Below are 13765 nucleotides of genomic sequence, written 5' to 3' on the forward strand. Positions count from 1 at the left end.
TTTGAAAACCGCGCTCAAACTCATCATTCGCTCAATCGGCTACCTCTTTCTTATCGGTGCCTTGCAAGCCTGTTCCGGCAACAGTCAGCTTTTCAGTGGATTGTCGCAAGAAGAAGGCAATGAAATTTACTCCAGTCTTCTAGAGGCCGGCATTCCCGTGGAAAAGTCATTGGGCAAAGAGGGAGTCATCATCTCGGTACCCAAGCAAATGTCCTCTGACGCACTCCGAATTCTTCAGTCGCAAGGACTACCCCGAGCGAAAAAAACATCGATGGGTGAGGTCTTCAAGAAAGAAAGCATGATTAGCTCACCACTGGAGGAGCGTGCCAGATACCTGTATGCACTGTCCCAGGAGCTCGAAGAAACCTTGATGAGCATGGATGGCGTTTTATCTGCCCGAGTACATATTGTTCTGCCGGAACGTGCCAACCCAGGTGAAGTACTCTCCCCCTCGTCGGCTGCTGTGTTCGTTAAATACGAGAACGGATCGTCCTTTCCAGCTTACGTTCCACGCGTCAGGGAACTGATATTCAAAAGCATTCCCGGAATAACAGGCGAAGTCAATACAAGTATCTCCGTGGCCGCCATTCCTTCAGAACCGCGTGGCGATGCCTGCTTACCGCTTCTTTGGTATGGCCCACTGGCGCTAAGCGAAGAAGACCGCATTTACTTTCTCAGCATCGTTTATCTGATCGTGGCGCTCTGGGTACTCTCACTGGGGATAGTGTGGCTCCAGGCCAAAGACGAAAATGAGTGGCCCGAAGTATTGCGCAAACTAAAACTCAGGATCTTCAAATGACTGGTGAACTCACATTTTCGAGTCGCTGGTGGGCATGGTGGTCGAACCCGCTCATCGCAATTCACGAAGAACATCGCGTCTCACTGCCCCTGACAAAAGAGCAGCTCGACAACATCGATTATTTCAACTTGCTTCAATTGCGAAGTACATTGAATATGCCAGAACTACCCGATGATCGCCTGATCCTGCGTCCAGAGTTACGCAGCATTGCCATCGCGACAAACAACGTACTTGAAGAACATCTTCAACGATTCGCCTTGTTCAGCCTGGACGCAAGTATTCTTCACGCACGTCCACAAGACTGGGAAAGTAGTTTTGGCGTGAACTCGCCCGAAGTAATCCGCGAAATCATTGTATTGAAAAACGATCTGCCTGATGCCTTGATCCAATGGCAGGAATCGGCGGCGCGCCATATGGCCAACACCTTGAAGAAACAACTGTTTCTTCACGACAGAATACGACTGGGGTTTGCGGTTTACCTCCGAAGCTACTTTCCGAAAATCTATCAGCGCTGGCAACTTACACAAGCCAAAGAGATCATCGACTGGAGCAATGATCTTGAGCCCATTCCACAAGAGCTGTGGGACGTGATTGACCACTGGAGTGAAGCCGCCTTCTGCGCCTTGCACAGCGAAGTCTATTCGCACCACGAAGTCATGGAACTTCACTTCGACCCAGACGACACATCCGACAATTCATTCGAGGAAATCGATTTTCTACACAAGGAAGATCATGCTTAACCTCATCAAGCGGGTTCATTTTCCTGAAGGCCTTCAAATATCAGGCGGTGTCGTTAAAGCGGCCCTGTTAAATCACGTTAGCACCTATCACGATTTACTGAATCAGGCGCACAGGCAAGCCCAAATCATTTTGCGTGATGCAAATGACGAAGCTGAACGAATCAAGGAAAAATCCCGACAGCTTGCTGCAAACTCAGTGCGCGAAGACCTGGTGTCCCTCAAAGAGATCACTGCCCGGAAAGAAAATAATCTGCTCGATAATTCCTCGTCAATTTGCACAGAAGTTTGCGTGGTTGTTCTTGAGCAGTTCATTTCAACTGCATCCGATTTTCTCAAAATCAAAACACTTGCCGAAGCGCTGGTCATCCGTTCTCACAGCGCACGGGAACTGAATCTTCAAGCCAATCCAGACCAGGTAGATTTGGTTAAAAAGGTACTTGCCGAAGTCCTCGCTGAACAAATGAACCTTAGAAAGTGGAATGTAAAAGCCGATGAAGAACTACAACCATTTGAACTGAAAATAAGCACGGCAAACGGAGCCGAAATCAATGTGTCTTTGAATAATCTGATCGCGATGTACAAAGAAGAGATTGAACGTCTCGAACCTGCATTGGTACCTGTGATAAAAAATCTTGAGGTCAACAGTGAAAGTATTTCTTAAATTACTCATTCTTGCTTTAGTCCTCGCCCCGCTTGCATCACGCGCAGCCACAACAGACAAAGTCGAAACAAAAGTCTATCTTGCGCAAGACGAGAGTGCCAAACGGGTTATTGAAAAAATGTTGTCGATGTTTGGGAAGCGTTTGGTTGCAGACAGTATTCCAAGCTCGCCAGTCAGTGGTCGATTTGAAGTTAAAACAGTTGATGACGTGATGGCCTATTTTGAAAGTGCCTATCAAATCAATTGGTTTCAGAACGGCCTGAATGTGTATACCTACAGATCAGGAAACTGGCGAACAAAGCGAATTTATGTGGGTGGCGATCGCTCCAACGACGACTGGAAAGAACTGCTTACTTCAGCAGGCCTTTACTACAAAGAGTTCCCGTTTGTATTTCATATGGACAGCAAAGAACTCATTGTTTCCGGCCCCGCCAGCTACCTGTCATTAATAGAAGACTCCTTTGAGCAGGACCGGCCCGATCCATCCGAGATCGCAAAGCACGGAACGCAACTGATGGTCTTTCCGCTCAAGCACGCCTCAGTCGAAGACAGGCAAACCAACTTGCGCGGAACCATGGTTACCACGCCGGGTGCACTCTCGGTGCTGTTGAACTTGCTGGGGCTTCCAAATCAGCAAATGGCAAATTCTCCGGAAGCAAAAAAACCGGGCATGAACGTTGAACGCTCCCCCTACAGCCTTAGTCCTGGCGAAGGTTTGATGATGGGGGAAAGAATTGGTGCTTTGCCTGTCTCACCCAGTAGCGGGGTGAAAAAGAAAGCCGATGACGACCCTGAGAAAGCAGAGTTTGTCAGCGTCACAGCAGACCCACGTACCAACTCAATCTTGATTCGTGACGCAAAGAGTAAGCACGACTACTACAAGAATCTGATTGATCAACTGGACCGTCAGGTGGCGATGATCGAGGTTGAAGCAATGATGGTCGAGGTCGATCAAAAAGGACTCAATGAATTGGGTCTGGAATTTGGTTTGCTGTCGGATCGGTTTGCCTACGACTTTCCCGGCAGCGGCGTTGGCCGGCCAAGTTTGATCGCAGCCGGCGCCACTTCCATCGTTGACCCAATGCGTTTTATGGCCAGGTTAAAAGCACTCTCTGCCGATGAAAACGCAAAAGTACTTGCGCGCCCAACAATTGTGACCCAAGACAATGTGTCCGCTTACATCGACCTTAGCCAAACACTTTATATCCAGGTTTCTGGCGAACGCGTTGCCGACGTTATTCCAATTACAGCAGGTAGCCTGTTACAGGTCACTCCCCGAGTAGTCATCGATGAACAGGAAGAGCGGATTTTCCTGCGCATTGAAATTCAAGACGGCAGCCTTACCGAAAATACGCAAGGAATCAACATGCCCAGGGTGCAGAACACATCACTAAGCACCCAAGCTGTAATTCAACGGGAAAAGGCCATCCTAATTGGCGGATATAACAGAGAATCCACTGAAGTTAATGACTACAAAGTCCCCCTGCTCGGAGACATACCGTATATCGGAAAGGCGTTCACTTCCACGGAAAAGCGTACACAAACTGTTGCAAGGCTTTTCCTGATTACGCCACGACTGATTGACCGGCCAATTCACGATTCGGAATCCACACGCAAAGCGGTGAAAGAACTCCAGATGTCATTCAAATTGAAAGGAGACAACCTTGAAGGAACTCCCTCTTTGAAACTCGACAGCACTATTCCGAGGTAAGCATGGCAATTACGATTCCACCAATTGTCCAAGAGGTCACAACAGCTGAAGCGCTTCAAAGTGGCGCCTTGGCAAAAAAGCAACTAAGTGCAGTTGAGCAGAAAAAACTCAATAACTTTATTCGCGCACATGCACAACGCAACAGTTCAGGCGAGCCGCCTGTTGAGGTAACTCAAAAAAACCGGCTGGAAGGCAAGCCACAAGTTACGGCTGAAGAACAGGCCATTGCAGTAGCCGCCCGCAGCCGGGAAGACGCGCACGCAAAGCGCGCGTCTGAAAAATACAAAGAGGCGTATCGGGTTATGTTCACTTCGGACATGACATTTCTGAGTAAAGACCTGATTTCGCTAAACACAGCAGTCAAGACAAAAAGTAAAAGTTTGGTCGACCTGGCGGGAAACTTGCGGCCGGAAGAAAAGGCATTGCGCAAGTTCTTGCTTGTCAGCCTGTTGCTTGAAGAGCCAGGCTTGAGCAAAACAGAAATCAAAGATTTAAACACTTATAAAAAATCACTTAACTCAGAACACGGTGACTTCATCTCGGGCTCCATTTCTGCGTTTGAAGTGGGCAAACAAAGTCGACTTTCACAAGCGACCCTTCGTGAATTCATCAAGGCGTACCAAACAATTGAAATACAACCTCACGTTGATGCACCAGACATATTGTCGCTGTTCAAGGCAATCAGGAACAATGTAACAAAAGAAGATTTCAGCGCTGACATGAATAAAATGCGCGATGGATTCATCAATATCCTGTCGAGAGAGAAAACACAAAACCCCAAGAAAATTACCGCACCTCGGCACTACATGATCCTTAGCCGAATCAATCAAATCAATCTGTTAATCAAGGCTCAGGGAATCCATAAAAAATTTCTCAACTGCTGCACCGCGGCGAAATTGAGTGGTCTGCCATCGCTGAGTAACTTGCTGGAAAGTTGCTTGCAAACTGTTGCATCGGCGGAAGTTGTCACAGGGCTGAATTCGCTGGTAAGAATTGCCTCGGCCGTAAGTGCGAACAACCGACCCGGTAAAAACATATTCATCACGAACTACAACCGCTTGGTACTTAAAAGTGACTTGCTTGAAGATCTTTACAAAAATGGATCTCACAGAAAACAAGTAACCGACGGAATTGACAAAAATCTGAAGGCTGCAGGAGTTCTATCCGTAGGAGCTTCGCATGCACAGTCATGAGATCGAACCAGTCGAACTGTCAGTTTCCAATAGCGACTGGGTCATGGTGAAAAGCGAGAACAGGACAACTCATTTCTCAGCTCAACATCAAGAATACTTTATGGTCTGGGTTTCCGAAACTCCACCATCGACTCGCATCACAGAGGCGTCCAAGGCCCTGGCAGAAATGAAAAACCCCCTCCCCGGAATTCATATTAATTGCCAACTCGAACCCGAACTGGGATTCATTCTTCGCACCACAAAAAACTGGCATCTGGAAACCCTTCGGGAAATGCAACTCACTTTCGACAAGATCACTTGGGAAATTGACCGTTTGAGCCAAAGGTAAACAATGAAGTCTGACAACAAATATGATCCGCTGTGTTTATCAGCCAGCGTGCAAGAACGCATCGACAAAAAAGCAAGCGGTTGCACTGTCAATATCAGCAAGGCCTCAAAGCCGCTCGCATTGTCAAACCCTTCTATGCCAAGGCCACAACAAGATTCACTCAAAGATGATTTTCTGGAAATGCTGTTTCCGGTATCGCCTGAAAGTCACACACACTCGAACTCAGAGAAAACACCTAAAAACACGGGAAATTTTCAAACAAACGGAACAAAAGAACTTTTTTCTCCACTTAAAAAAGGAGAAGTAAAAGAAAAGGGTTTGTCAGAAACACAAAACTCATTTTCCTTCCAAATTGATAACTCTGCACTTGGTGCACTGGAAGTGAAAGGAAGCTACAACCAGGGAAACCTGCTTCTCAATATCGAACTGCCACCAGCAATGGGGCTTAACGAACAGAAAGTACTGATTAAAATTTTAGAGGCCAAATTGTCTAAGCAGCTTGGCGTCGCTCTGGAGGTCAAAATTGGTCGCAGCAATTAACAACATGGCAATGCTTGCTTCGCCACCGGGCGCACAAACACCTCAACCACCGCTACACGATATTGCTGACTTCAAAGCAATGATCAACGATGCCGGGCCCATCAACAACACAGTGAAAAGTTTTGTTGAAAATGCCCAAACAAAGCTGAATCAGAGTGACATGAACATGGGTCAAAAACTCAAAGATTTTGACGCCAATGACAACGTACTCAGTCTGATTGAATCAATTCACGAAAGCTCCATGAAGTCTGTGTCAATTCAGCTGACAGGGAAAATTGGCAGCAAAGTTTCGGAAAGTTTTGAGCAATTGGTTAAACAACAGTAGGAGGTATTGTGGAAGTTATTCAAGCAGGCGATCGCGTATTCAACTTTGCAGATCGACACGGCAAGAACGTCAACAACATGCTTGCCCGTTCAGATTTTGGTGATTCTCCAGTCGACTCTGTGATGTTGAACTACGAGATTCAAATGATGGGTTCATTGTGGCAATTGGCTGCTGGTTTGGTCAAAGACCTTACCGAGCCATTAAAAAGTATCGTCAACAAATAAGGAGTCAATTATGGCGGTTGAAGGAACAGCGTCGGTGCCCGCAGGGGCCTACTCACCAGAGCTTTTAGATGCTCTGGAGGAAATCACAGTGGGCTTCATTCTGGACGACTTTCTCAGCGAGGCCACCGACCCTGTCGGTGGTAACGATGACGACTGATCAAACAGATCAGTCGTATTTGGTGTGCATGGTGTTTACATATTAATCAGGAGAATCAAAATGGCAGCAATCGAAGGTCCAATCGGCGTAATGACAACCACAGGTCAGGATTTCCAGGACAACGCGCTTCAGCAATTTCAAGATGTACTGGATGACCCCGATGTAGAGCCTGGTGACATTGTGGAAGCCGCGGCAAAATTGAAAATTGACCTCGCTTCGGCCCAGGCAATTTTCGATGCTGCGGGCAAGTCTGGCGACTTCTACCGCGACGTTGTTTCCCGGGCACTTAACTAATAAATCCAAAGGGAAAATCATGACTGCTACCACCCCAATTACGAACCCCGAACCATTGACCGAACCCTACGAGATCGATGAAAGCAAAGTCGATCAAATGTTTGAAGCGGCAGCAAGGGGAGACACTCAAACAGTGCTACTACTGGCTACAGGTCTGCAATTGGGGGGGTACACCTATGACATAGAACGCCTCACCGAGCTAGCAGCATGGTACGGCCCACTCGAGACGAACGGCGATGCCTTGATATCTCTCCTTCAGACACATGAAGAAGGCGCGGTAGAAGCCAACGAAGACATGAAACGCTATTTGAATGAAGCCCGCGCGCAGATGAGTGCTTCCGGAAAACCGATTCCGAACGATGTTCTTGAAGTGTTCAACAAAGTCATGAATGGCGAGAAGGTCAATGAAGAACAAGCAAAGAAACTTTACTCATGGTGCCTTGAGGCGAAAGAACTGGTCATTCCTTCAGACTACCGTTCCGCAATTATTGGAGAGCAGTTGCAACGCCTGCGCGATCAATATGACCAAAAAGTAGACTCGGGCACAAAACGACTGTCCAGTTTCTCGGTTCGATAAACACACAACAACACACATTGAGGTATTTATCATGGCAGGCGTAGATCCAAACCAATCAGTACAGTGGCAACCAACAACGATTGCTGGTGAAGTCGATACAGCCGAGGAGGCTGTTCAAGCATGGCTTAATCAGAACCCGGGCGTAAACCTGGCCGACATGTCCAAATCAGAGTTGACGCAACTAATCAACTTTTTACAAAGCCAATCAAGTCAACCATGGGCTCGGGGAAGTGATCTCAATGCCCTGATTACCGATCTGAAACAAATTCGCAACAGCTGGGACTCATCCACCGGCACAGGCCCATTGAATCAATTGGACAGCGAACTGAAAAGTGAGCTGGCACTGTTAAAAGTGCTTGCGGAGCACACGCAAGGCACTGATGCCTTGGACACAGCAATTGCTGAACTGCAACCGCAGGCCGATGCAGTGGCTGAAGTAATGTCGGCAATTTCAACCTCGACGAGTTCGTGGAGTGCCGAGAACAACATCAAAACTGTAGACCAGGTCAATGAACTGCTGGCAAAACTGGACACACTGGAAGCCAGTGGCGTAGACCTTAATTCGGTGGGCCTGGGCACCTTGAAAACAGAACTGATTACCGCGAAAGCTGCATACGAATCATCAATTGCAGCAGACCCCAGCGCAGAAAACCAACAATTGGCCTTGTCCCAGTTCCGCGAATCGGTCGCAAAAGCCAAGATGAATTATTTGTTGTCCACGGGACTCAGCGCGTCAGACCCGAAAGTTCAAGCTGAGCAAAAGGTGATGCGCAGCGAAGATCTTTGGCAATACAACCTTGAAACAAATTGGGATGTGAGTGAGATTCCTGGTCCGGAAGGATACAGCGAGCAAGAATTACAAAGCTATCTTGATGAACTGAAGCTTCAATACAGCTTTGCTGTCGACCGGGGCGACACAAATGCGCAACGTTACATTTCTACCAAAATGAGTCAGATTGAAGGCGCATTGAATGGTCTCGCAGAAGGGAAGGACGGATTCGGTGTCAGCATTAATTTGTTTTTGGACCTGAAAGGAACTGACATCGCTGAAAAAACCCGCCTGCGAGACGAAGCTTTCAAAAATGGCGATCAAGCACTTGTAGACCAGCTGGACCAAGAAATTGAATCCATCAGCAAACTGGTTGAGGCGGTCATGAGTGAGTTTTCTGCAATTATGAGCAAACTCGCCGAGGTTGCATCACAAGCCTATCAATCCGCATTCTGAGGTACGCCAGATGCTTGATCAAGTAAGAGACACAGGCTATGCAAGCCTGATTGACAACGGCGCAAGTAGGCCACTGACAGAAACCTTGGCCGAATACATGATCGCGGCGCTTGAGCAAACCCGAGATGTCATCGGCAGTTACTTGGTTGGCCTGGAAGGTGCGGAACGCGCCAAGGTTGAAAAGGTCAAGCAACAAATTGAAGACTATCTCGAGCAGTTGCGCAAAGCCAAGGCGATGAGTGGATTGGCCAAGTTTTTCAAAGCACTCGGTGCATTGGGTGTGGCATTGGCAATGATCACAGCCATCTTGATTCCAACGCCAATGACCATCGCGATTCTTGTTGTGACCTTGGTCATGTTTCTCGAGCCCTTGATCAGCGAAGCAGCTGGCTCTGAGTCTTTCATTGAAAAAGGGATGGGTGCAATGTTCGAAGCGTTAAGCGACGCTTTGGGACCGATCGGCGCCATTGTGGTCGGCACTTTGTTGATGATCGCGATTGTTGTAGTTTGCACAGCCTTGATGGCAGGTGGCCTGTCGGCCATGTCGTCAAGCGTTTCAGCGGGCGTACAAGCAGCCAGGGAGTTTGCATCGTCCCTTCCAGCCTACATCGCCAAAATGTTGACTGGTTCACTCACCGAGACGCAAACAATAGCGCTAACCCGCTTTCTTGAGTATGCGCAGTCCGCAATCCTGATGGCACAAGCTGGCCTTCAGGCAGAAATGGGTCAGTTGCAGTACGAGGGTGCAAAACTACTGAAAGAAGCAGAAGTAGCCCAGGCAATTATTGATGGCTGGAGCCAGATTATTGAAATGTTGAGCCAGGAAAATTCCAATTACCAAGATTTGCTGCAACGTTTTCAAATGTTGATTGCGCAACTATTTGGTGTTTGAAACACACCTATTCAGGAGAACAAACAATGGTAGACGTCGCAACAAGAACCGACTCCCTAAGCACAGGCAATGTCGATAAGCCCAACGAACTAACCCAGACTGAAAAAGAAAAATTTCTGGCGTACATGATGGACAAATTCGGCTTGACTGAAGAGCAAGCCAACCGAATGCTCGCCAACCTGTCGCCGGAAGAAGTGCAAACGTATCTTGGTTTGGCCAGTGGCAAAGACAGCATTACGCGCGATGAGGCCAAAAAACTTTGGGGTCTTACCGACGACGAGGCGGACATTCTTTTCGGCGGTTCCGAAAGAATCGGGATTCACACAAATCCCTTTGGCGACGCATTTCTTGAATTTTTGATGCTTAGTTACGCCATGCAAGTGGATATCAAACAACTGATGTCTCAAGTACTTGAAACGCAGGTGGAGCTGGGAATAAGCGCCGCAGAAGAGCGCTTGAAAGGTGCCGCCGTACAGTTCGCATGCGCCATGTTGTCTGCAGTGATTACAGCTAGCTTGGGCGCGGCCAACGCCATCATTGCCAAAAACAGCAAAACTGGCCATGGCAATCAATGGGTAGGCCCAATCGGCGCCAGCCTGATCACGGCACCAATCAATGCAAGTGGCGAATATGGCAACGCCAACTATCAATATGAAGGTGCAAAAGACGACATCAAGGCACAAGAAGCAAATGCGTTGTATCAGCAACTTGTCAGTTTGTACCAAACCACCACGGAAACAGAAAAAGAACAAACGCGTGGCACGTAAAAATTATTTTTAAAATTGAGAATCTTACTTCGGGAATGAAAACATATGACAACCATTAGCCCAGGTTACCATGGTGAAGACGTCGCAGCAGCGGATGCTCCAGGCATCAATGAGCAGCCCGATGGTCAGTTCACTTACCGCATCAAAGACATCATCATTTCCGCTTCCTCCGAAGAAGAACTGCAAGAAATCCTGAACTTTCTGGCTTTAAAAAATAACAAGCCCGTCGAAGAACTGAAGGTTCGCGACATCACCCTAACCTTGGACTACGATTACTTCAACTACAAAAGAAATCTTGGCGAAGATGGGATCACCCACACCTTCACGCTAACAACAGAAGGGCAAGGTCTCGTTCAGAACTACAACGACACTGCCTTCTTCGGCGATGAAATTCCTTTCTTTCCAAGCGGCAGTGCAACTTACCTAAACTCCGGATTTAATACCGAGGCCACCGGCTCAGCCATGAGCGCACAACTGGGCGGCCTGATGGGTGCGGCGCAATACATTTACAACGCCAATTACTCTGCAGAGTCTGATCAGCTTGGTCCGATACAAGACAGCGATCTTGATCCGAACACCCTGACTCTGCTCGAGAACATGTTTGGACCCAACACGGAATTCAATCAGGGGCACTTGAACACACTGAAAATGATGGGGCTGCTTCAGGGAGACGCCAGCCAGGCGCCTGGCACCTGGACGCCCAACGAGAATGGCACCACGGTGGTGGAGGCGTTTGCCAACAATACTTTGGCGTTGATACCCAGCATGGGGCTGTTAACCATGACACAAACACTGATGAACACCGCCAGTGAAGTGCCTGGCTATTTCACTGCCACCGGGTACGCACCGAATTACGGTTCGGGGCAAGTAGAAAAAGATGCCAAGGCGATTCTTGAAGGCATGGCGGAAGTGCCGGATGAAACATTGCCACCGGGACTGGCGCCAGACGAAGAAACGCGCAAAATGCTGAATTTTTTATTTGGCCTGCCGGCAGACAATACCAACTTCACCACCAACCAGCTCAACACTGCAATTTCAATGGGACTTGTTTCTTACAACCCCGCCGAGAACACAATTGCCATGACAACAAATGGCGGTATTTATCTTGCAGACAAAAATGCTGCGGTGGCAGCAGCAGAAGCGGCAGCCGCAGAGGCCGAAGAAGTTGCCAAGCGCGATGCATTCAAGGCAATTATCACCACATTGTCCGATCCGAAAGCGGTTGACATGATGGATTACCTTGAATGGCGTTACAAGAACAGCGCCGCAGTCAAAGACAACGATCGATTCGGCACACAAGGCATGCGGCTTCTGTCAGAACTGAGCGAAACAGACCCTCTTTGGGACCAGATGGGTATACCACCTGAAAATCGGGCGGCCTTTATTGAAGCTGCAAAAGCTGCACTATCCAGTGAGAATCATTCAATGCTCCTCGAAATTTGCGGCGACGATCAAATCTTTGAAAAGAACGACATGTCGACTTGGCTAAACAGCAATTAATTTCTAAATTGGAGGAATGAAAAAACATGACGACCATCAGCCCAGGTTACCGTGGTGAAGACGTCGCAGTAGCGGATGCTCCAGGCATCAATGCGCAGCCCGATGGTCAGTTCACTTACCGCATCAAAGACATCATCATTTCCGCTTCCTCCGAAGAAGAACTGCAAGAAATCCTGAACTTTCTGGCTTTAAAAAATAACAAGCCCGTCGAAGAACTGAAGGTTCGCGACATCACCCTAACCTTGGACTACGATTACTTCAACTACAAAAGAAATCTTGGCGAAGATGGGATCACCCACACCTTCACGCTAACAACAGAAGGGCAAGGTCTCGTTCAGAACTACAACGACACTGCCTTCTTCGGCGATGAAATTCCTTTCTTTCCAAGCGGCAGTGCAACTTACCTAAACTCCGGATTTAATACCGAGGCCACCGGCTCAGCCATGAGCGCACAACTGGGCGGCCTGATGGGTGCGGCGCAATACATTTACAACGCCAATTACTCTGCAGAGTCTGATCAGCTTGGTCCGATACAAGACAGCGATCTTGATCCGAACACCCTGACTCTGCTCGAGAACATGTTTGGACCCAACACGGAATTCAATCAGGGGCACTTGAACACACTGAAAATGATGGGGCTGCTTCAGGGAGACGCCAGCCAGGCGCCTGGCACCTGGACGCCCAACGAGAATGGCACCACGGTGGTGGAGGCGTTTGCCAACAATACTTTGGCGTTGATACCCAGCATGGGGCTGTTAACCATGACACAAACACTGATGAACACCGCCAGTGAAGTGCCTGGCTATTTCACTGCCACCGGGTACGCACCGAATTACGGTTCGGGGCAAGTAGAAAAAGATGCCAAGGCGATTCTTGAAGGCATGGCGGAAGTGCCGGATGAAACATTGCCACCGGGACTGGCGCCAGACGAAGAAACGCGCAAAATGCTGAATTTTTTATTTGGCCTGCCAGCAGACAACACCAACTTCACCACCAACCAGCTCAACACTGCAATTTCAATGGGACTTGTTTCTTACAACCCCGTCGAGAACACAATTGCCATGACAACAAATGGCGGCATTTATCTTGCAGACAAAAACGCAGCCGCAGAAGCCACTAACAACAAAGACCCAAATACCAACCCAAGAATAAAAGAACTGAATGACCTGATCTGGGCATTGAATATCATGGATGCAAACTGGGCAACATTTGATCAAGGGGCTGGCAAAGGTGGCTTGGACAACGTTGTATCGGTCGAAGACCTCGAAGGAATAATCCGACGATATGGGGCGGACAGTGACCAGGGCAAGGCAGCTCAAATTATTCTGAACGCAAGGAATTCAGGGAATATTGACTCTCTATTTCGTGGAAATGTAAACAAAACAGACAGCAAATTCAGTCGAGGTGATTTCGATCAGTTTCGGGCAGGTTTGAATGACATTAAAACAAATCTGTTGACCACAAACGAAGCTGCCGGCCAAGACGGGTACCCGCCCCTGAACACAACCCGTACAGAACAAGTTTTGAATGCTTTGAAGTTCTTGAAAAGCAACTGGGGAGAGTTTGAGTCTGCCAAGAATGGAGATCAAGACAATAAACTCTCCAGGGATGATCTGGAGGCAATCAGGAATTCCTCGAGCAGCACGCCCGCGATGAAAGAGACAGCTGAAGTCTTGCTCCGAGAATTGGATTCCGGCGGTAATGAATGGCTAAACGAATTGCTTTTTATTGGTGATGGTAAAAACAGCGGGGGTGACCTGGATGCCCTAATCAAGCTGATGGAGCATTACATTCCAAAATCCACCAACTAAGTCTAAGCGCAAGGGGTCGGT

General features: G+C 48.2%; 17 protein-coding genes. All 17 read left to right on the forward strand.

All coding sequences use genetic code 11. From position 1 onward, the window contains the following. The first annotated feature begins 1 nt into the window (after window position 1). The 17 genes from sctJ to FRIGORI9N_RS07640 are packed head-to-tail and all read left to right on the forward strand — an operon-like array spanning window position 2 to window position 13744. Entirely contained in the window at window positions 2-799 is a 798-nt protein-coding gene (sctJ, locus tag FRIGORI9N_RS07565; protein WP_159569189.1) for a type III secretion system inner membrane ring lipoprotein SctJ, read from the forward strand. After that, entirely contained in the window at window positions 796-1539 is a 744-nt protein-coding gene (locus FRIGORI9N_RS15450; protein ID WP_236550820.1) for a hypothetical protein, read from the forward strand. Before sctJ ends, FRIGORI9N_RS15450 begins: the two co-directional genes overlap by 4 nt. After that, window positions 1532-2200: an HrpE/YscL family type III secretion apparatus protein gene (locus FRIGORI9N_RS07570; RefSeq protein ID WP_236550846.1), complete on the forward strand. Its 669-nt coding sequence runs from the start codon at window positions 1532-1534 to the stop codon at window positions 2198-2200. The genes FRIGORI9N_RS15450 and FRIGORI9N_RS07570 overlap by 8 nt, the downstream gene beginning before the upstream one ends. Next, window positions 2184-3911, forward strand: coding sequence for a type III secretion system outer membrane ring subunit SctC (gene sctC / locus FRIGORI9N_RS07575; protein WP_159569191.1), 1728 nt, complete (start codon window positions 2184-2186; stop codon window positions 3909-3911). The genes FRIGORI9N_RS07570 and sctC overlap by 17 nt, the downstream gene beginning before the upstream one ends. Before the next feature lie 2 nt (window positions 3912-3913). After that, window positions 3914-5104: a hypothetical protein gene (locus tag FRIGORI9N_RS07580; RefSeq protein ID WP_159569192.1), complete on the forward strand. Its 1191-nt coding sequence runs from the start codon at window positions 3914-3916 to the stop codon at window positions 5102-5104. Further along, window positions 5091-5432, forward strand: coding sequence for a hypothetical protein (locus FRIGORI9N_RS07585; protein ID WP_159569193.1), 342 nt, complete (start codon window positions 5091-5093; stop codon window positions 5430-5432). The genes FRIGORI9N_RS07580 and FRIGORI9N_RS07585 overlap by 14 nt, the downstream gene beginning before the upstream one ends. Window positions 5433-5435: 3 nt before the next feature. Continuing rightward, window positions 5436-5972: a hypothetical protein gene (locus tag FRIGORI9N_RS07590; RefSeq protein ID WP_159569194.1), complete on the forward strand. Its 537-nt coding sequence runs from the start codon at window positions 5436-5438 to the stop codon at window positions 5970-5972. Between the two features lie 4 nt (window positions 5973-5976). Further along, entirely contained in the window at window positions 5977-6297 is a 321-nt protein-coding gene (locus FRIGORI9N_RS07595) for a hypothetical protein (protein WP_159569195.1), read from the forward strand. A gap of 8 nt (window positions 6298-6305) precedes the next feature. Further along, on the forward strand, window positions 6306-6521 hold the full coding sequence (locus FRIGORI9N_RS07600) for a hypothetical protein (protein WP_008248331.1): 216 nt from the start codon (window positions 6306-6308) through the stop codon (window positions 6519-6521). A gap of 10 nt (window positions 6522-6531) precedes the next feature. After that, complete coding sequence (locus FRIGORI9N_RS07605; protein ID WP_159569196.1) at window positions 6532-6678, forward strand: hypothetical protein; 147 nt, start codon at window positions 6532-6534, stop codon at window positions 6676-6678. Window positions 6679-6738: 60 nt separating this feature from the next. Continuing rightward, complete coding sequence (locus FRIGORI9N_RS07610; protein ID WP_159569197.1) at window positions 6739-6972, forward strand: hypothetical protein; 234 nt, start codon at window positions 6739-6741, stop codon at window positions 6970-6972. Window positions 6973-6991: 19 nt separating this feature from the next. Then, window positions 6992-7549, forward strand: coding sequence for a hypothetical protein (locus tag FRIGORI9N_RS07615; protein WP_159569198.1), 558 nt, complete (start codon window positions 6992-6994; stop codon window positions 7547-7549). Window positions 7550-7580: 31 nt separating this feature from the next. Continuing rightward, entirely contained in the window at window positions 7581-8774 is a 1194-nt protein-coding gene (locus FRIGORI9N_RS07620) for a hypothetical protein (RefSeq protein WP_159569199.1), read from the forward strand. A gap of 10 nt (window positions 8775-8784) precedes the next feature. Continuing rightward, the gene (locus FRIGORI9N_RS07625; RefSeq protein ID WP_159569200.1) at window positions 8785-9666 is read left to right on the forward strand and encodes a hypothetical protein; all 882 of its coding nucleotides are present in this window, start codon (window positions 8785-8787) and stop codon (window positions 9664-9666) included. A 26-nt stretch (window positions 9667-9692) separates the two neighbouring features. Next, window positions 9693-10433 (forward strand): hypothetical protein, encoded by a 741-nt coding sequence (locus tag FRIGORI9N_RS07630; protein ID WP_159569201.1) that lies wholly within the window; start codon window positions 9693-9695, stop codon window positions 10431-10433. 45 nt (window positions 10434-10478) lie between these two features. Continuing rightward, window positions 10479-11933, forward strand: coding sequence for a hypothetical protein (locus FRIGORI9N_RS07635; protein WP_159569202.1), 1455 nt, complete (start codon window positions 10479-10481; stop codon window positions 11931-11933). 26 nt (window positions 11934-11959) lie between these two features. Then, complete coding sequence (locus tag FRIGORI9N_RS07640) at window positions 11960-13744, forward strand: hypothetical protein (protein WP_159569203.1); 1785 nt, start codon at window positions 11960-11962, stop codon at window positions 13742-13744. The last annotated feature ends 21 nt before the right edge of the window (window positions 13745-13765 follow it).

Source organism: Limnobacter sp. 130 (assembly GCF_902506325.1).
GTDB lineage: Bacteria > Pseudomonadota > Gammaproteobacteria > Burkholderiales > Burkholderiaceae_B > Limnobacter.

Excerpts from the sequence above, each read along its gene's own strand:
- FRIGORI9N_RS15450 (WP_236550820.1), top strand. The coding sequence starts at position 796 with ATGACTGGTGAACTCACATTTTCGAGTCGCTGGTGGGCATGGTGGTCG.
- FRIGORI9N_RS07570 (WP_236550846.1), top strand. The coding sequence starts at position 1,532 with ATGCTTAACCTCATCAAGCGGGTTCATTTTCCTGAAGGCCTTCAAATA.
- FRIGORI9N_RS07580 (WP_159569192.1), top strand. The coding sequence starts at position 3,914 with ATGGCAATTACGATTCCACCAATTGTCCAAGAGGTCACAACAGCTGAA.
- FRIGORI9N_RS07585 (WP_159569193.1), top strand. The coding sequence starts at position 5,091 with ATGCACAGTCATGAGATCGAACCAGTCGAACTGTCAGTTTCCAATAGC.
- FRIGORI9N_RS07590 (WP_159569194.1), top strand. The coding sequence starts at position 5,436 with ATGAAGTCTGACAACAAATATGATCCGCTGTGTTTATCAGCCAGCGTG.
- FRIGORI9N_RS07595 (WP_159569195.1), top strand. The coding sequence starts at position 5,977 with ATGGCAATGCTTGCTTCGCCACCGGGCGCACAAACACCTCAACCACCG.
- FRIGORI9N_RS07605 (WP_159569196.1), top strand. The coding sequence starts at position 6,532 with ATGGCGGTTGAAGGAACAGCGTCGGTGCCCGCAGGGGCCTACTCACCA.
- FRIGORI9N_RS07610 (WP_159569197.1), top strand. The coding sequence starts at position 6,739 with ATGGCAGCAATCGAAGGTCCAATCGGCGTAATGACAACCACAGGTCAG.
- FRIGORI9N_RS07615 (WP_159569198.1), top strand. The coding sequence starts at position 6,992 with ATGACTGCTACCACCCCAATTACGAACCCCGAACCATTGACCGAACCC.
- FRIGORI9N_RS07620 (WP_159569199.1), top strand. The coding sequence starts at position 7,581 with ATGGCAGGCGTAGATCCAAACCAATCAGTACAGTGGCAACCAACAACG.
- FRIGORI9N_RS07625 (WP_159569200.1), top strand. The coding sequence starts at position 8,785 with ATGCTTGATCAAGTAAGAGACACAGGCTATGCAAGCCTGATTGACAAC.
- FRIGORI9N_RS07630 (WP_159569201.1), top strand. The coding sequence starts at position 9,693 with ATGGTAGACGTCGCAACAAGAACCGACTCCCTAAGCACAGGCAATGTC.
- FRIGORI9N_RS07635 (WP_159569202.1), top strand. The coding sequence starts at position 10,479 with ATGACAACCATTAGCCCAGGTTACCATGGTGAAGACGTCGCAGCAGCG.
- FRIGORI9N_RS07640 (WP_159569203.1), top strand. The coding sequence starts at position 11,960 with ATGACGACCATCAGCCCAGGTTACCGTGGTGAAGACGTCGCAGTAGCG.